This is a genomic window from Nonomuraea sp. NPDC049684 (assembly GCF_044465345.1).
In the GTDB taxonomy this organism is placed as follows: domain Bacteria; phylum Actinomycetota; class Actinomycetes; order Streptosporangiales; family Streptosporangiaceae; genus Nonomuraea.
This window is the reverse complement of record NZ_JBITLO010000015.1, coordinates 1-17325: the sequence shown is the minus strand read 5'-3', so window position 1 is coordinate 17325 and position 17325 is coordinate 1. Positions and strand designations below refer to the sequence as shown.

Annotated in this window: 16 protein-coding genes and 1 pseudogene; 11 read left to right on the top strand and 6 right to left on the bottom strand. The window is 72.7% G+C overall.

Features of this window, described 5'->3' with window-relative positions:
* The first annotated feature begins 245 nt into the window (after positions 1–245).
* Positions 246–3500: a BTAD domain-containing putative transcriptional regulator gene (locus ACIBST_RS36930; RefSeq protein WP_397178205.1), complete on the top strand. Its 3255-nt coding sequence runs from the start codon at positions 246–248 to the stop codon at positions 3498–3500.
* Between the two features lie 101 nt (positions 3501–3601).
* On the opposite strand, the gene ACIBST_RS36925 is transcribed toward ACIBST_RS36930, so the two are convergent.
* The gene (locus tag ACIBST_RS36925; RefSeq protein ID WP_397178204.1) at positions 3602–4309 is read right to left on the bottom strand and encodes an MBL fold metallo-hydrolase; all 708 of its coding nucleotides are present in this window, start codon (positions 4307–4309) and stop codon (positions 3602–3604) included.
* A 235-nt stretch (positions 4310–4544) separates the two neighbouring features.
* Here ACIBST_RS36925 and ACIBST_RS36920 point away from each other — a divergent pair, with 235 nt between their 5' ends.
* From ACIBST_RS36920 to ACIBST_RS36910, 3 genes are all read left to right on the top strand, one after another.
* On the top strand, positions 4545–5516 hold the full coding sequence (locus ACIBST_RS36920; protein ID WP_397178203.1) for an ArsR family transcriptional regulator: 972 nt from the start codon (positions 4545–4547) through the stop codon (positions 5514–5516).
* A 108-nt stretch (positions 5517–5624) separates the two neighbouring features.
* Entirely contained in the window at positions 5625–6089 is a 465-nt protein-coding gene (locus ACIBST_RS36915) for a hypothetical protein (protein WP_397178202.1), read from the top strand.
* 32 nt (positions 6090–6121) lie between these two features.
* Complete coding sequence (locus ACIBST_RS36910; protein WP_397178201.1) at positions 6122–6583, top strand: hypothetical protein; 462 nt, start codon at positions 6122–6124, stop codon at positions 6581–6583.
* A 232-nt stretch (positions 6584–6815) separates the two neighbouring features.
* Here the strand turns inward: ACIBST_RS36910 and ACIBST_RS36905 are convergent, their stop codons facing one another.
* Positions 6816–7241, bottom strand: coding sequence for a spore-associated protein A (locus ACIBST_RS36905; protein WP_397178200.1), 426 nt, complete (start codon positions 7239–7241; stop codon positions 6816–6818).
* Between the two features lie 336 nt (positions 7242–7577).
* Between ACIBST_RS36905 and ACIBST_RS36900 the strand changes: the two genes are divergently transcribed.
* From ACIBST_RS36900 to ACIBST_RS36885, 4 genes are all read left to right on the top strand, one after another.
* Complete coding sequence (locus tag ACIBST_RS36900) at positions 7578–8189, top strand: RNA polymerase sigma factor (RefSeq protein ID WP_397178199.1); 612 nt, start codon at positions 7578–7580, stop codon at positions 8187–8189.
* A complete protein-coding gene (locus ACIBST_RS36895; RefSeq protein ID WP_397178198.1) occupies positions 8189–9175 on the top strand; it encodes a CU044_5270 family protein in 987 nt (328 codons plus the stop codon). Before ACIBST_RS36900 ends, ACIBST_RS36895 begins: the two co-directional genes overlap by 1 nt.
* Positions 9176–9315: 140 nt before the next feature.
* Entirely contained in the window at positions 9316–10833 is a 1518-nt protein-coding gene (locus ACIBST_RS36890; protein WP_397178197.1) for an FAD-dependent monooxygenase, read from the top strand.
* On the top strand, positions 10803–11402 hold the full coding sequence (locus tag ACIBST_RS36885; protein ID WP_397178196.1) for a TetR/AcrR family transcriptional regulator: 600 nt from the start codon (positions 10803–10805) through the stop codon (positions 11400–11402). The genes ACIBST_RS36890 and ACIBST_RS36885 overlap by 31 nt, the downstream gene beginning before the upstream one ends.
* Positions 11403–11458: 56 nt before the next feature.
* Here the strand turns inward: ACIBST_RS36885 and ACIBST_RS36880 are convergent, their stop codons facing one another.
* Positions 11459–12121 (bottom strand): response regulator, encoded by a 663-nt coding sequence (locus ACIBST_RS36880; protein ID WP_397178195.1) that lies wholly within the window; start codon positions 12119–12121, stop codon positions 11459–11461.
* Positions 12118–13341 carry a sensor histidine kinase gene (locus tag ACIBST_RS36875; RefSeq protein ID WP_397178194.1) on the bottom strand — a complete coding sequence of 408 codons (1224 nt, stop codon included), beginning with the start codon at positions 13339–13341 and terminating at the stop codon, positions 12118–12120. The genes ACIBST_RS36880 and ACIBST_RS36875 overlap by 4 nt, the downstream gene beginning before the upstream one ends.
* A 243-nt stretch (positions 13342–13584) precedes the next feature.
* Here ACIBST_RS36875 and ACIBST_RS36870 point away from each other — a divergent pair, with 243 nt between their 5' ends.
* Complete coding sequence (locus ACIBST_RS36870) at positions 13585–14013, top strand: protein kinase (RefSeq protein ID WP_397178193.1); 429 nt, start codon at positions 13585–13587, stop codon at positions 14011–14013.
* Here ACIBST_RS36870 and ACIBST_RS36865 read toward each other — a convergent pair.
* Positions 13995–15020, bottom strand: a complete 1026-nt coding sequence (locus tag ACIBST_RS36865; RefSeq protein WP_397178192.1) for a hypothetical protein — start codon at positions 15018–15020, stop codon at positions 13995–13997. The genes ACIBST_RS36870 and ACIBST_RS36865 overlap by 19 nt on opposite strands.
* A complete protein-coding gene (locus tag ACIBST_RS36860; protein WP_397178191.1) occupies positions 15017–15496 on the bottom strand; it encodes a SigE family RNA polymerase sigma factor in 480 nt (159 codons plus the stop codon). The genes ACIBST_RS36865 and ACIBST_RS36860 overlap by 4 nt, the downstream gene beginning before the upstream one ends.
* Before the next feature lie 55 nt (positions 15497–15551).
* Here ACIBST_RS36860 and ACIBST_RS36855 point away from each other — a divergent pair, with 55 nt between their 5' ends.
* Together ACIBST_RS36855 and ACIBST_RS36850 are read left to right on the top strand one after the other, a co-directional pair.
* A complete protein-coding gene (locus tag ACIBST_RS36855; RefSeq protein ID WP_397178190.1) occupies positions 15552–16346 on the top strand; it encodes a hypothetical protein in 795 nt (264 codons plus the stop codon).
* A 491-nt stretch (positions 16347–16837) separates the two neighbouring features.
* A pseudogene (locus ACIBST_RS36850) lies at positions 16838–17325 on the top strand (peptidase M28); the annotation flags it as partial.

Genomic DNA, 17325 nt, shown 5'->3' with positions numbered 1-17325 from the left:
GGCACGCGGCGAGACCGCGGGTGTGGCCGTCGCACGTGTAACGTGCCCGGACGGATCGGATGTGATCTACATTGTAAAGGCGGTGGGCTGATGCAAAAATCTTGACCCCTACTAAGGCACGGGCTTCGCCCGTACTCATCCACCAAAGAACCGAGCTGTGCTCGGTTGGGGGTGTTCGGCCTGCTCCTGGGTCTTTGGGAGGCTTTTGGAGGTCATGTGGAGCCTGCGCATACGATGTCCAGATCATGGTCTTCATCAGGGTTCTGGGCGCTCTCGCGGCTGAGGTCGGCGGCGAGCCGGTTCCGCTGGGCGGGCCGCGGCAGCGGGGTGTGCTGGCGTTGCTGGTGGCTGCGCGTGGGCAGGTCGTGCCGGTCGATCGGATGATCGAGGATCTGTGGCGTGGGGAGCCGCCGGCTCGGGCGTTGTTGTCGTTGCAGGCGTACGTGTCCAATTTGCGGCGGTTGCTGGAGCCTGGGCGTCCGCCGCGTGCGCCGGCGCGGTTGCTGGTGAGCGCGGCGCCGGGTTATGCGTTGCGGTTGCCGTCGGAGGCGGTGGACGCGTGGCGGTTCGAGGGGTTGCTGGGTCAGGCGCGTGCGGATGTCGATGTGCGGGCTGCGCGGGCTCTGCTGGGTGAGGCGTTGGGGTTGTGGCAGGGGCCGGCGTTCGCCGAGGTGGCGGATGAGCCGTGGGTCGCGGCTGAGACGGCCCGGTTGAACGAGTTGCGTTCGGTGGCTGCGGAGCTGCATGTGGCGGCGGGTCTGCGGGTGGGTGATCCCGCTGTGGTGGTGGCCGAGGCGGAGCGGCTCACTCGTGAGGAGCCGCTTCGTGAGGAGGGCTGGCGGCTGCACGCCTTGGCGTTGTGGAGCAGTGGCCGGCAGGCGGATGCGTTGGCGGCGCTTCGTCGTGCTCGGGGCGTTCTTGCCGAGGAGCTCGGGCTTGATCCTGGTCCTGAGCTGGTGGCGTTGGAGGAGGCGATTCTTACTCGGCGGATGGATGTGCTGCGCGCGTCCGTGCCTGGGCCGGTCGCGCCGCCTGGTTTGCCTGCGCCGGTCGCGCCGTTGTCGCGGGTGGCCGTTGTCGAGGGGGCGGTTCCGGTCGCCGGGGCGTCGTTCGTGGGGCGTGAGGCGCAGTTGTCGGCGCTGGTCACGGCTGCCGGTGAGGCGGTGAGCGGTGGGGTTCGTGTCGCTTGTGTCACCGGGGAGGCGGGGCTCGGCAAGTCGACGTTGCTGGATCATTTCGGCAGGCGGCTCGAGGGTGAGGGGTGGCTGGTGGCCGGCGGCCGTTGTCCCGAGGTCGTGGGTGCGCCGGCTGCGTGGGCTTGGGCGGAGGTGCTGGGTGCCGTCGCCGCGTCCGTGTCGCCGGGTGAGTTCGCGGGTGAGTTGGGGCCGTTGCTCGCCGATGCCGGGCCGGTGGAGGTCGACGCCACTGCTGGGCTGTTCCGTCTGCGCCGGGCGGTGTGGAGGTGGTTGGCGGCGGTGGCGTCGGGGCGTCCGGTCGCCGTCGTGCTGGACGATTTGCATTGGGCGGATGCCACCACGTTGGAGTTGCTCGGCGGTTGTGTGGGGGTGCGGGCTCCGATTCTGGTGGTGGTGGCCTACCGTGCGGACGAGGGTGGGCGTTTGGGGGAGACGCTGGCTTCTCTGGCGCGGGTGGGGCCGGTCCGTGTGGCGTTGCCGGGTTTGGACGAGGAGGCCGTGGCGCGGCTTGTGCGGGCTGAGTGTGAGGCTGATGACGAGACGGTGGCGGGGATCGCCGAGCGTACGGGTGGTAATCCGTTCTATGTGCGGGAGAGTGCTCGGTTGTTGAGTGGTGAGGGCGCGCTGGTGGCGTTGTCGGAGGTTCCTGAGGGGGTTCGGGATGTGTTGCGTCGTCGGCTTGCGCGTCTGCCGGAGGGAGGGGTGTCGGTTCTGCGGCTGGCTGCGGTGGCGGGCCGGGAGAGTTCGGTGGATGTCCTGGTGAAGGCCGCTGACGTCACCGAGGACGGGGTGTTGGACGCGTTGGACGCGGGTGTCGTCGCCGGGCTTTTGGATGAGCCTGGTCCGGGCCGTGTCCGTTTCGTGCATGCTCTGGTGAGGGACACGCTGCTTGCTGATCTGAGCAGGTTGCGTGCGACTCGGATGCATGGCCGGATCGCTGCCGCTCTTGTGGGGAGTGGTGATGTGGCGGCGTTGGCTCATCATTTCGCGCGGGCGGGTTCGTCGGAGGCTGTCGGTTATTGTGTGCGGGCCGCTGAGCTTGCCGAGGCGCGTTATGCCCATGATGTGGCGGTCGACCTTCTGGCCGACGCGGTTGCTCTTTCGGCTGGGCCGGAGGAGCGTGTGGAGCTGCTGGGCAGGCTGCTGCGGGCGCAGGTGCGGGCGGGTGCGGTCGCTGCGGCGCGTGAGACGCGGTGGGCGGCGGTGGAGTTCGCGGAGTCGTTGGGGCGTGAGGATCTGATGGTCGCCGCGTTCACGGCGTGGACGGAGCCGACTCCTTGGCAGGCGCGTACGTACGGCACGGTGGATCGGCCTGTTGTCGATCGGCTGGGTCGGTTGTTGGAGCGTGAGTTGGCTCCTGCGGTGCGGTCGCGGCTTTTGTCGGCGTATGCGCATGAGCTGGTCGGTGAGGATGATCCGTCTGTGGTGGAGGCGGCGCGGGAGGCGCTGGATCTTGCGACCGAGCCCCGGTTGCGGGCGGCGGCGCTTGAGATTCTGAGCGAGGTGCTGGGTGATGCGGGGCTGTGCCGGGAGTTGGTGGAGATCGGGGTTGAGCATGACCTGCCGGTCTATCGTGTCTCCGGGTTGCTCAATCATGCCGGTGTCGCCGCTGCGGCCAATGATCCTGTGACGTTGCGTCGGGTGATCGGTGAGGCTTTGGAGCTGGCGCGTGCGTATCGGATGCGTGAGGCGATCGCCGTCGCGGAGATCACGTTGGCGGGTCTGGCGCTCATCGAGGGGCGGTTCCGTGACGCCGAGGCTCTGTATGTGGAGGCCGGTGAGGGGATGCGGCGGATCGGGTCGGTGCATGCTGCGGGTTTTCTCCAGCTGGCGCTGGCCACGGTCTGGTTGAACGAGGGCACGTTGGGTGGGCGTCTGGAGGAGGTGCGTGCTCTTCACGCCGTGCTGGGTTCCATGACGTCGGATCTGCTGGCGCTCGCGCTGCATGCCAATGGGCTGGATGACGAGGCTCGGGAGGTTCGCACGCCACCTGGCCAGATTCGTCGGGATTTCTTCTTCACGTTCCTGACCACGTTGCGCGCGATGGCCGTCATGGCCCTGGATGACCGGGACGCCGCCGAGGAGATCTACGAGGTGCTGCTCGCGCACCGCGACGGCCCTCCGGCGGGTGCGGAGAGCCTGTCGATGGCGCTGCGCCCGGTGGCCCACACGCTCGGTGAGCTGGCCGTCTTCCTGGGCCGCACCGAGGCCGCCGCCGCCCACTTCGCCCGTGCCGCGGCCGTGGCGGACCGTTGGAACGCCCCTCACTGGGCGGCCGAGTCCCGCTCGCGGACGACCGCCTGACGTAGCCGAGGATTTTCTGATGAGCCGGTTCATTCGGCGGCCGTCCCGACGCCCGCCGGCGGCGACGGTGACCGGGGGACGCGGCAGAGTCTCCGGCGCTGTCAGGCGTTTCGGACGGCCTGGCTCACCTGGGCCGGGGAGGTGCGCCAGGGGGCGCCGTGGCCGGGGAGCACCCAGGAGGCGGACAGTCCGGCGAGCCGGTCCAGGGAGGACAGGGCGGTGGCGGGGTCGTCGGTGAAGGGGGCGGGCTGCGGGCCGGAGCGTCCGGTGAGGACGTGCCGGGTGGTCAGCGCGTCGCCGACGAAGACGGCGTCGGCGAGCGGCACGTGGACCGCGACGCTGCCCGGCGAGTGTCCCGGCATGCCCACGATCACCGGCTTGCCGGGCAGGTCCAGGACGTCGCCGTCGGCGATCTCGGTGACTTCGCTGACGTAGCGGGTGCGCAGGCCGTTCTTGCGGATGGCGTGGGCGAAGAAGCCGAGGGTGGGGCCGAGGCGCATGGGGCCGAGCGCGGTTTTGGGCTTGTCTCCGGTGCGGGCGCGGACGGCGTCGTCGGCGTGCACGAAGACGGGGACGCCGTGTTCGCTGCGCAGGCGTTCGGCGAAGCCGAGGTGGTCGGAGTCGCCGTGGGTCAGGACGAGTCCGCGGATGTCGTCGGCGGTCTTGCCCAGGGTGCGGAGTTCGGCCTGCAGGTCCTGCCAGTGGCCGGGCAGTCCCGCGTCGATCAGGGTGATGCCTTCGTCGGTGTCGACGAGGTAGCAGGCCACGACGTCGTTACCGAGGCGGTGGAGGTGGGGTGCGAGCTTCATGGGTTTCCCTAGGGTGACGTCGCCGAAAGACAGGGGTGGAGCGGCACCCTCCCATTGCAGGGCGTTGCTCCGTTATGAGAGCAATGCTCTCGCGGATGGCTGCTCCATGTCAAGAGCACTGCTCTCTTCCTGATGTGACGGGCGCCTCAGGTCTGGACCTTGTGAGCCGACCTGACGGCTGCCCGCCCGAGGTCTTCTTGGCCGGAGGGAGCCGGCTCGGTGAGAATCCATCGTCATGATCCGTGTGCACTTCTCCGACGCCGACCTGCGCAAGATCACGTTCGCTCCGGCTCCCAACGCCTTGTGGGAGACGGTGCTGAGTGTTCGCCTCCTGCTCGGCGCGCCCACGAGCAGGAGCTGGACGCGTCCCGGAGTGCGCCGGCTGGTCCGGCAGGTGGGTGGGAGCCTGGCCGAGCGGGCGGGGGTGCTGGCCCCTCTGGTGCCGCCGAGGAGTTCGGTGCCGGCGTTCCTGCTCCAGCCGGACGCCGGTGACTTCGCCGCCGGCGTCGAGCTGGCCAGCCGGACGCCGAGCTCCTACCTGGAGGTCGATCTGGGCGCGTTGTCGCCCGCCCAGCGGGCCGGGCGCTGGGCGCGGGAGCTGGCCGGCGGCAGCCGCGGGGCGCGTCAGACCCTCGCCGACGACCTGCGCGGCTTCTTCGGCTCCTCGGTGGAGCCCCTGTGGTCGCAGATCCAGGCGGAGGCCGGCGCCGACCGTGCCCTGCGCGCGGAGACGCTGCTGCGCGGCGGGGTGGACGCCCTGCTGGCCACGCTGCATCCCGGCTGCCGCTGGCGGCCGCCGACCCTGCACATCCCGATCGACGGCGATCATGACGTCGCGCTGGGCGGGCGGGGGCTGCTGCTGATCCCGTCCTACTTCGCGCCCCGTCCGATGGTGATGTATCGGCCGGACGCGGCCACGGTGCTGGTGTATCCGATCTGCGTCACGGGCCGGTCCGCCGGCGCGGACGACGTGCTGGTGCCCCTGCTGGGCCGTACCCGCGCGGCGGTGCTGGCCACGTTGCGCAGCCCGGCCACCACCACGTTCGTGGCCGAGCGCGTCGGCGTGTCCCTCGGCTCGGCCAGCCAGCACACGACGGTCCTGCGCAACGCCGGGCTCATCTCGACCGTCCGGACGGGCAGCTCGGTCCTGCACGCCCTGACGCCGCTGGGCCAAGCCCTCCTGAACGGCTCCCCGGACGCCGGGTGACGGCCATGCCGCTCGGCTGGATTCAACGTGCGCTCAACGCATCCTCAACACCCGCGGTCATACCTTCGCGGTCGACCACCTGATTCGACCTGCGAAAGGCAGCCGCCGATGCGTCCCACGAGAACCGCCCTCGCCCTCGCCGCCGCCGTCTCCGGCCTGGCCGTGCTGACGGCCGCCCCCGCCGTCGCCGCGCCGGCCGCGCACAGCCAGGCCACCTCCCAGGCGGGCACGGCCCAGGCCCGCACCGCCCTGGCGAGCTGGCACACCCAGCGGCACGAGGTGCTGGGCCCGTACAAGGGATATTTCTCGACCGCGGCGTGGAGCCGGCCCGCGGGCGTGCGCGTGATGCAGGTCAAGGCCCGCTGCTGGGGCAACGACACGGGGATCAAGGTCGATCTGTGGTTCCTGCGCCGCTGGGGCGGTGGCGAGAGGGTCGCCAAGTCCGGCACGTGGCGCTGCAACGGCAAGTACGGCATCGTCCGCATCGGCAATGCCGGTCACTCGAAGTACTGGGCGACCTTCTCCCTCGACAAGAAGCACACGGTCGAGTATTGGGTGCAGTACTACAAGTGACCTTCACCGGCTCGCGGCCCTATCCTCGTGGGATGGCTCTGCGTGATCGACTCGCCGTCGTGGACGCCCTCCTGGCCCGCCCCTTCCCGGCGACGGAGGAACGGGAGGGCGCCTCGCGCGAGGCGTGGGAGGGTTACCGTTCCAGCGGGCCGGACCACCATGTGTGCTTTCTGATGGCCAGCCGCGACTTCTGGGACGACCGTGGCGAGGAGGTCGTCGAGGCGGCCGAGGCGGAGATCGACGCCGCCCTGCGGGAGCTGGCGGGCGCCCTGACGACGCGCTGGGGCTCCCCCGGGGTGGTCGATCTGTGGCCGTACGCGGAAGGCGAGGCCGCGGCGCCCGCGCCGCTGGACGAGCTCGGCCAGCTCACCGGCACGATGCTCGCCTGGCGCCGGCCGGACGCGGGCCGGTGGGTCGCGCTCGCCGTCGGTCAGGCCGATCCGGAGTTCCCCGTCCTGTTGCTCGCGGCGGTGGGCAGGACACCGCTGGACTGACTCGCCGCGCAGCCGACGCGACGAGGTCTTCGGCGGGGTTTCCCGGGCGGTTCGGTGCTCAGTGCGTCATCGACGCGGGCATCGGTGATGACGCACTGAGCCGTCAGAGCCCATGGCGCACGCCAGTGCCCTCGACCCTGGGGTACGCGCTCTTGTCGAACCCCCTGCCGGTGCGGGCACGCCCTCGGAACGGCGGCGTGCTCAGCGAGAAGGGGGGCCGGTCAGTCCGTGCTCAGCCGCAGTGGACGTTGTCGAGCTTGACGCTGGTCCACGACGGCGAGATGCCCTCGACGTCGATGCACTGCCCGGCCGCCGAGACGTACACGGGGCCGGCGTAGTACTGGTAGTTCCCGGCGTCGCTGTCCTTGCCGCTGCCGTCGCCCCTGGAGATCACGACGCCCTTCCAGCTCGTGGTGTTGGCGTAGGGGCCGTCGCCGTAGGTGAGTGCGCAGTTCTTGCCGGTGGCGGAGCTGTAGTACACCTCCAGGATGCCGGTGCGGTACCCGTACTTCTCGATGCCGATGCTGTAGACGCCGACCCGGCTGTAGCCGCTGCCGCAGGGTCCGGCCGCGCCGGCCGGGGTGGCGGTGGCGGCCAGGGTCGTGGCGGCGGTCAGGGCCGCGGCGGCCAGGACGGTCGCCAGCTTGCGTGCTCGCACGAAGATCCCTTCGATTGCCCAGTGTTGTGATCTTGAGTACCACCGGCTCACTTCTGCTACACGCGACTCGTGATCAATGTGATTGTTCGCACAAATCGGGCCCGAGACGCCGGCCCAGGCGGCCCGAGGGCAAGCGTGACGAACCCGATCTGACGGCGACCGCGGCGAGTGGGGATGCGATCATGATCAAGGTGACCCCGCTCGGCGGCGGCCCCTGGCAAGATCCGGATGGAACTTTTCTCCCGCATGCGGATAAGAACCGGCGTGACATCCCTTCCACACGATGAACCCGTTCTGGCAGGTCCGGCGGACGCGCGAGCGCCGCTTCGGGCCGGCGTGTCAGAACCGGTCCAGCCGAAGGCCCCCACGGCCTTCGAAGTGCCCGCCCAGGACTCGGCGGTCATCGCGGCCTCGCTGATCGAGCCGGAGCGGTTCGCCGAGCTGTTCGAGCGGCACGCCGCCGTCCTGCATCGCTACGTCGTCCGGCGGCTCGGCCCTGATCAGGCCGAGGACGTGGTGGCCGAGACGTTCACCAGGGCGTTCGAGAAGCGGCACACGTACGCCCTGGATCGTCAGGACGCCCTGCCGTGGCTGTACGGCATCGCCACGAACATCATCGGCACCCACCGGCGGGCGGAGACCCGCGGATACCGCGCGCTCGCCCGGACCGGGGAGGACCCCGTGGCGGTGGCCTTCGACGAGCGGGTGGTCGCCCGCCTCTCCGCCTCGCAGACCCGCAGGGAGCTCGCGGCCGCCCTGGCCGAGCTGGGCAAGGGCGAGCGCGACGTCCTGCTGCTGATCTCCTGGGGCGACCTCAGCTACGAGGAGACGGCGCAGGCGCTGGACGTGCCCATCGGCACGGTGCGGTCCCGGCTGTCCCGCGCCCGCCGCAAGATCGCCCGCGCGCTGGGCGGCAGCAACCCCACCGACGTGATCGAGGAGGTCTGATGAACGATCTGGACATGGTCCGCGACCTGCGTTCCGAGGTGCGGCAGAGCCGAGCGGGCGATCTGGAGCACGCCCGGCGGCGGATGATGGCCGCGCTGGCCCCGGAGCCGCCGGCCCGCCGGGTGCGGCGCATGGTGCTGCGCGTGGCGGCCGTGGGCGCGTTCGGCGCCACGATCGCGGCGGGCGTCACGGTGGTGCAGAGCCTGGGCACGGACGACCGGGGGACGCCGGCCGCGGGCGCCCCGGCGTGGCTGCCGGTGGCCAACGCGGAGACCCTGGCCAAGCGCGCGACGGCGGCGGCGGCCGGCCGGCCGGACGTCTACCCGCGAGCCGACCAGTGGGTCTACGTCAAATGGGACACCTACACCTCGCCCAGGCTGCCGGCCAAGGCCACCGCGCGACCAGCCGGCGCGGGCAGGACCCGCTCGCGCGAGACCGTCGAGCGGTGGACGCGGGGGGACGGCGAGGAGCGGGCCATGCGGGACGGGAGCAGCGGCACGATCCAGCGGCGCCGGGGCGGCGCGGACCCCCGTCTGCGGTTCGACCCCGCCTATCTGCGCTCGCTGCCGCTGGAGCCGTCCGCCCTGGCCGAACGCCTGAGGGAGGACACGCGGGAGATCTCCATGCCGCAGGCGCGGGCGGTGTCCCACCAGATCCTGAGCATCCTGGAGGAGGGCGCGCCGGGGGCGCGCCTGCGGGCCGCCCTCTACACCGTGCTGTCCCGGCTGGACGACGTCGGCGTGGAGACGGTGCGCGACCTGCTGGGCCGGCCGGGCGTGGCGATCTACACGCGCGACGACGACGGGGTCCGCCAGGAGGTCATCATCGACCCGGACACCTTCGACCTGCTCGGGGCACGCCGCGTCTACGTCGGCGGCGCCAAGTCGCCCGACCCGTACTACAGCGGGTTGCCCGAGGGGGAAGTGATCACCTCCAGGGCCCGGGTGTCGGCCGGCATCGTCGAGGACGCGGGGGACCTTCCATAAGGAAACCCCCTGGCCGGTGCCCGTGACGAGGGCCGGGCACCGGCCGCCGGGGCTCACCGGCAGGAGGAAGGCGCACGCTGCGGGTCCTTGCCTCCGAACCCCCTTCCCGACTTAGTAATCGGTACCGTATCGTTTACTAAGTGACTGACACCGTGCTCATCGCGGGCGCCGGCCCCACCGGGCTGGCCCTGGCCGTCCACCTGGCCCTGCACGACATCCCCGTCCGCGTCATCGACGCCGCCCCCGCCCCCGCCACCACCTCCCGCGCCCTCGGCCTGCAACCACGCGGCACGGAGGTCCTGGAACGCATCGGCGCGCTCGGCGACCTGCCCCAGCGCTCCCGGCCCTCGCTCACCATGTCCTACAACGAGGGCAGGCGCACCGTGCTGCGCCTGCACGTCGGCCAGTCCGTCGCCGGCCGGCCGAAACAGGCACTGCTCATCTCGCAGGCCGAGGTCGAGGGCACGCTGCGGCGACGTCTGGCCGAACTGGGCGGCCAGGTGGAGTGGGACACCCGCCTGGTCGCGGCCCGGCAGGACGCCGACGGCGTCACCGCCGCCGTCCGCGCGGCCGGCGGCGCCGAGCGCCGCATCGAGACCCACTGGCTGGTCGGCTGCGACGGCGCGCACAGCACCGTGCGCAGGCTCGCCGGCATCGGCTTCCCCGGCCGCACGCTCCTCGAACGCCTGCTGATGGCCGACGTGCGGGCCACGTGGCCGCTGGACAGGAACGGCAGCACGACCTGGATGCAGGCCGGTCACATGGTGTCGGTCACCGCGCTGCCCGACGACACCTGGCGGGTGTTCACCGAACCGCCGCCGCAGCTGCCCGACCGGCTGTCCGAACGCGAGATCGGCCAGCGGGTGCTGAGCGAGTTCGCCCGCCGCAGCGGGATCGGCCTCGACACGGTCAGCGACGTGCGCTGGGCCTCGGAGTTCCGCATCCACCGCCGGCTGGCCGAGGCCTACCGGCGCGGCCGGATCCTGCTGGCCGGCGACGCCGCGCACATCCAGAGCCCCACCGGCGGCCAGGGACAGAACACCGGGCTGGGCGACGCGGAGAACCTGGCCTGGAAGCTGGTGCTGGTCGCCCGCGGCCGCGCCGACCGGCGGCTGCTGGACACCTACGAAGGCGAACGCCGGCCGCTGGCCCGCAAGGTCCTGCGCGCCACCAGCACCGCCGTGGGCGTCATGCTGCCCGGCGCCCCCTGGAAACGCCTGCTGCGCGACCACGTCGTCCTGCCGGTCGTCCGGCTGCCCGCCGTGCAGCGCCGGCTGTGGCTGGCCGCCTCCCAGCTCGGCATCAGCTACCGAGGGGGACCGCTGGCCGCCGCCGAGCGCCGGTGGATGCCCGGACTGCGTCCCGGCGACCGCATGCCCGACCTCGCCTGCCGGCGTCCCGACGGCGGCGGCACCACCCTGCACGCCGCCGTCGGCGGACGGTGGGTCGTGCTCGCCGGCGACCGGCACGCCGCCGCCCGCCACGCCGAGGCCGCCGCCGCGCACCTGGGCGCCGACCTGATCGTCGCGCTCACGCCGATGCAGCCCGGCTCGCCCGACGTGACGCTGATTCGCCCCGACGGGCACATCGGTTGGCGTCACCATCCGGCACCCGACAGACTGGCCACATGGCTGAACCAGGTGCTGTGGCCGGCGTAGAACGCCACGGCCGTCCCCGCGATCCGGAGCACGACGCCGCCATCCTGGAGGCGGCGCTGGACCTGCTGATCGAACGCGGCGCGGCGGGCACCAGCATGGAAGCGGTCGCCCAGCGCGCCGGCGTGGCGAAACTGACCGTCTACCGGCGCTGGCGGGCCAAGGAGGACCTCCTGATGGCCGCCTTGGAGCACGCCCGCGCCCCGGACATCGACGCCGCCCCGGCCGGGCAGTCGATCGACGAACTGGTCTCCTCCGTCGCCGAGCTGCTCAGCCGTCCCCGCTTCCGCGCGCTGATGGCCCGCGTCATCGGCGCCTCGGTCGACCACCCCAAGCTCGTGACCGCCTACCGCGAGCGCTACCTGCGGCCACGGCTGGAGGCCGTGGCCCGGGTCGCGCAGCAGGCCGTCGAGGCCGGGCGCCTTCCGGAGGGCACCGACCCGGGCGTCGTCCAGGACATCCTGGCCAGCTCGATCGGATCCGTCCTGCTCCAGCACACCGGCGAGGTGAGCGCCGCCCAGATCGAGCACCGGCTGCGGGCTCTGCTGCGCCACATCGGATACCGGGCCTAAACGGCGCGCGGCGCTCCTGCCGTCACGGCGCAGGCGGCGGCCGAAGGGAACGGGTCTCAGCGCGGCAGCTCGTCGCGGCCCACGAGCCCGTTCTCGTAGGCGTGGATCACCGCGTGCACGCGGTCGCGCAGGCCCAGCTTGTGCAGGACGGCCCGGACGTGCGACTTCACCGTGTTCTCGCTCAGCACCAGCTCCGCGCGGATCTCGGCGTTGGACCTGCCGCGGGCCAGCAGGCCGAAGACCTCGACCTCGCGCGGGGTGAGGCCGGAAAGGGCCGCCGTCCTGCGCGTCGGCGTCTGCCGCAGGAGGCTCAGGATCGTCGCGGCCACCCCCGGGGCCAGCGCCGCCGTGCCGGACGCGACGTCGCACACCGCCTGGGCCAGAGCCGCGGGCCGCACGTCCTTGGTCAGGTAGCCGCTCGCGCCGGCCCGGACGGCCGCCACGACCAGCTCGTCGTCGTCGAACGTCGTCAGCATGAGCACCCGGGTCGCCGGAGCGATCCGCACGATCTCCGCCGTGGCCGCGACGCCGTCCAGGCGCGGCATGCGGACGTCCATCAGCACCACGTCGAGGCGGTGCCGCCGGACGACCTCGATCGCCTGGCCGCCGTCGGCCACGTCGTGGGTGACCTCGATGCGCTCGTCGGCCGACAGGACCGTGCGCAGCGAGGCCCGCAGCAGCTCCTGGTCGTCGACGAGCATGACCTGGATCGCGTTCATGCCCCCTCCTTCGTGGGCAGCCGCGCCCGCAGCGCCCACCCGTCGTCCCCGTCCTCGATCGACAGCGTGCCGCCCGCGGTGCGCACCCGTTCCTCGATCCCCATCAGGCCGGTCCCCTGGCCGCGGGGTCCGCGAAGCGCGCTGCCGCCGTCGTCGCGGACCTCCACCACCAGCTCGGCCGGACTCCAGCGCAGGCCGACGCGCACCGCGACCGGCGGTTGCAGGTGGCGCAGCGCGTTGGTGACGCCCTCCTGCACGGTCCGCACCGCCGCGACCTCGGCGCTGAGGCTCAGCGGCCGCCGCTCACCCGCCTCGGCGAACGTCACCGCGTGCAGCGGGCTCGCCGCCGAGGCCACCAGGCCGGGCAGCACGTCGAGCGAGATCGGGACCTGGCCGGGCCGGGATCCGGCGCGTTGTGCCACGGAGGCCGCGCCCCCGGCAGCCGGGCCCGCCGGGCCCGCCGGGCCCGCCGGGGGCGTCGGGCCCAAGGTGGCCAGCATCGCGCGCAGGCCCTGGTGGGCGTCCCGGCCGGCCTCGGCGATGTCGCCCAGTTCGCGCCGGGTCGCCGCGTCCGCCGTCGTCACCGCCGCCGCCTCGATCCGCGCGACCATGACGGTCACCGTGTGGGCGATCACGTCGTGCAGGTCGCGGCGGATGCCGGCCCGTTCGCCGGCGACGGCCGCGGCCAGCCGTTCGCCCTCGGCCCGCCGGGCGGCCTCCTGCCTGCGCCGTGCCAGCAGGGCCGCCAGCCACACGCCGCCGACCACGGCCATCAGCAGCCCGCCCTCCAGCAGGCGGGTCCACACCGGGTCGGCGGGCAGCCGTGCCCACTCCACCAGCTCGGTCACGACGATCCCGAGCGCCGCGACCGCCAACGCCGATGCCGAGGCCCTGACCGGGACCAGGCCGGTCAGCCGCCACAACGCGAAGGGGAAGCACACCGCCGAGGGCAGCAGCCTCAGCGACCACCCCGGGAACGGCGTCAGCACCAGGACGAGCATGGCCAGCGCACCGGCCGCGTACCCCGCCCACGGCCGCCGGGCGGCCGCCGACGCCCCCGCATGGAGCAGGACGGCCGCGCCCGCCGCGGCCAGGACCTGCCACCACGCCGCGCCCAGGTACCCGGCGCCCACCAGGACGATCGACGTCAGAAGCGACAGAACCGCGTGCGCCGCCACCGTCGCACCCGGCCGGGCGCTGCGGCGCTGAATGGCTGTCACGGTCGGTCGTCGCCTTCCGGTGGGCTCGTGGTGGGGGAGCCGTGCCCGGCTCGACCTGCCACAGGATAGCCAGCCCAGCGACCCTCGGCACCGGACCGGCGCAGCGCCCCGCCGCTCCCGGAGCCCACACATGCATCACGAATTTGGACATTCGGCAGATACGCGCAAGCACGCGTGGATAGGCTGCCACAACTTGATCACCGACGAGGGAGCATGGTGGCCGCGCGGACACGACCAGGACGTGTGATCGGCGGACGGTACCGGCTGGAGTCCGTTCTGGGCGGCGGAGGCTTCGGACGGGTCTGGAAGGCGCACGACGAGTCGCTCGACGTGTCCGTGGCGGTGAAGGAGGTCTGGCTCCCGTCGGCCACCTCCGAGGAGGAGCACGCGCAGCGGCTGCGCCGCGCCGAGCGGGAGGCGCGCAACGCCGCCCGGCTGCGCTCCCATCCGCACATCGTCACCGTCCACGACGTGGTGATCGAGGACCAGGCGCCGTGGATCGTCATGGAACTGGTCGACGGCGGCACCCTCGCCGAGCTGATCGCCCGCGACGGCCCCCTGCCGCCCGCCGCCAGCAGGCTGACCTGGCCGCGTCGTCCGTCCCTCGCACATCAGGCGGAGGCCGCCCGGCCACCGGCCCCGCGGGGCGGCGATCAGGGGCGCTTGCGGTAGACGGCCATGGCCCAGCGGACCGGGCGGTTGGCGTCCTGGCCCCAGATGCCGGCCCCGACGGTGACGGTGACCCGCCTGCCCTGCGGCACGGCCAGCTCGGTCAGCGCCATCGGATAGGGGCCGCTCGTCCACTGGGCGCAGGTGGCCGTCCCCACCTCGCCGCCCTCGACCCGGTAGGTGAACCACATCCGCCCGGCCAGGTCACCGGCGCAGAGCGCCTCGATGCCGACCCTGCCGCCGTCGCCCCGGACCGTGACGGTGGCCGTCGCGTCCTGCGGCCAGACCCGGTCCCGCGTCGCGCCGGCCAGCTCCCAGCTCGCCAGCCGCTCGGGGAAGGCTCTGAGCGGTTCCGGATCGACCGGCCGCGCGGGAGGGGTCCACTCGTAGACGGCCAGGCTCCAGACCGCCTTGACGGGCTCGGGGGTCACGCACGGCGCCCCCTTCTTCGTCCGGCTGCACCCCCCGCCCCTGGTGGTCGTGTCGAACGTCACCGTGACCTGTCCGGCCCCCGCAGGCACCGTCAACGGGACCAGCTCCATGCCTTTCGGGCAGGGGGAGAAGGACGGCCAGGCGCCGGCGGCGCGGCCCGCCACGGAGATCCTCGGCGCCGTGGCGCCGAACGAGCCGTCGCACAGCGCGGCCACGTCCAGCGGCCTGCCGGTGACCGGGATCGTGACCGACGTCTTCCTGGCGCCGTCCGTCCTGATCGTCGCCGTGGCCAGCCGCCGGTAGCCGGTGCCGTCGCGGGCGGTGAACCGTTCCGGCAGCTCCCGGGCGGGGGCCACGGCGGACGCCGAGGTGGCGGGCTCGTGCCGCGTCACGGCGCCCCCGGGAAGCAGGGACAGCACGGCCGCGCCCGCGGCCACCGTCGCGGCGGCGGACGCCAGGACCCTGCGCCGCCAGGTGCGCCGCACGCGGCGGCGGACGAGCTCGTGGCGGTCCGGGATCGCCGGCGCGGGCCCCTCGGCCCGCTCCCGCAACATCTCACGCAGGTCCTGCACGCTCATCGGCACTCCTTCACGATCGACTCGTCCACGCGCAGCTTGGCCAGCGCCTTAGCGGTCTGGCTCTTGACCGTGCCCTCATGGCAGCCGAGGATCCTGGCCACCTCCTGCACCGGCAGGTCCTCGTAGAAGCGCAGCACGATCACCGCGCGCTGCCTGACGGGCAGCCGTCCCACCGCCTCCCACAGCTCCTCCCGCCCCGACCGCTCGGCGTCGGGCCTCCCCTCCTCGGGCAGCGTGCCGCTCGGCACCTCGCCGCGCCATCGCCGCCGCCACCACGAGGTGCAGGTCGTCACGAGCGCCCGCCGTACGTACGCCTCGGGCTCCTCGATGCGCGGCCAGGCGAACCACGCCTTGGCCAGGCACTCCTGGAGCAGGTCCTCGGCCGTTCCCCAGTCGCGGGTCAGCAGGTACGCCGTCCGCAGCAGCCGGTCGGAGCGCGAGGCCACGAAGTTGTCAAAGAGCTTCCTGTCTGGCACACACGTACTGACGCGGTGTCGGCGCGGTCAGGTTGCCTCGCCCTATGATCATCCGATGCGCTTATCGAGGATCGCGCCGGCCCTGCTCGCGCTCACCCTGACGGCCGGGTGCGGCGGACCGGACGCGACGGCGCCCCGCACGGCGGACGACCTCATGGCGCCGGTCGGCGTCGGCGAGTACAGCGAGAGCCGGACCACCGGAATCGTGCGCCTCGGTACGGCCGCCTCCGACCTGACCACGACCTTCCACTGGACCGACGTCCCCGAAGACCTGAAGAACCTCGTCCCGGACGACCTGTCCGGCATGACGACCAGGGCGATCTCCATCGGCGGCTCCGACACCTACGAGCAGCGCGCCGACCGCAAGGACGTCCCCGCCGGCAAGAGCTGGCTGCACCACAGCAGCCCCGAATGCGGGGCGGCGGAGCGCCTGGCCGGGATCCTCGACGCGCGGGCGGTCCTGTCGCCCGAGGTGCTGGGCAGGCTCGCGGCGCCCGCCCCCTCCTCCGGCGGGGTCATCGACGAGGTCGCCACCGTCGTCCATTCCGGAAGTGCCGCCCAGACCGAGTTCAGCGGCGGCCCGGCCCAGGGCGGCGACCCCGCCATGGCGGCACAGCTGCGGGATCTCCACCACTCGTCGCGGGTCTCGTGGCAGTTGTGGGTCGGGCCGGACCGGCTGCCCCGCCGGGTCCGTCTCGTCAGGGGCAACCCCTTGGCCGCGGAGGGCGTGCCCAGGAGCGTCGTGACCGAGATCGACTTCACCGACTGGGGCAGCGACGTGTCCGTCGAGCCGCCGCCGAAGGACCAGGTCCACGAGAGCGAAAGCTGTCTCGCCCCGGAACCGCAGTGAGCGTCCGGGCCGTGCCGCATGCATCCCGGGCGTGACGTTTCCGTCCGGTGTGAGTGAGACGGGGGTCACGGGGACGCGGGCGCAGGTTCCGGTCGCGCCGGATGGCGGTGACGCCGCCGCCCTCATCGGCCGTCGCCGAGCCGGTCGCCGCCGGCCGATCCCGCCCTTCAGTGGGCCCGGAATGCCGGACTTTCCCTGCCCGATTGTCCGGCATGACGGCCGATTCTCGCACGTGGATGGGTGTGACCAGCGGTAACAGAAATGTCGGTATGCCTACCGATGAACATACGTATTTTCGCGCAGTCAACCAGCGCTTAGCGTCTGGCGGCAACAAGGCGAAACGGTCCACTTGCTGTATCCGTCACCCTTTATCACCCCCCACATCCCCCCTCACGCCCCGCGACCCAGGACACCCCTGACCGCGCGGCGGCCCGCGCACGCCCACAAGACGGCAACGGCCGGAGGGAGCCCGCCGAAAGGAGCACCACAGCGTGAAACGCAAAGCCTTACTCGCCGCGGTCGCCGGCCTGGCCACAGCAGCATCCCTGACTCTGCCCGCGAGCGCCGCCCCGCCCGGAGCCACCCCCGCACAAGACCCCGGCAGCACCGCGCGAACGGCGGCAGACCCCGCCTCCCTCGCCGCAGCGGTCGCCGACAGGGCGGTCTCCAGCCAGCTCGACAACCTCAGCAGAGGCCCCGACGAGGCCTACAGCCGCACCAGGGTCACCCCCGGCGCCGGCGACATGTTCTACGTCGCCTACGAGCGCACCTACAAGGGCCTGCCCATGATCGGCGGCGACGCCGTCGTGGTCACCGACGCCGCCGGGCACGTCCGCGACACCGTCTCGGCCACCGGCCCCACCACGCGTGACGTCGCCACCAAGGCCACCGTCAGCGCCGGCAAGGCCACCGCCGCCGCCAAGGCCCGCCTGTCGCGCGTGGACGACAGCGCCGCCCCCCGCCTGGTCGTCCTGGCCCA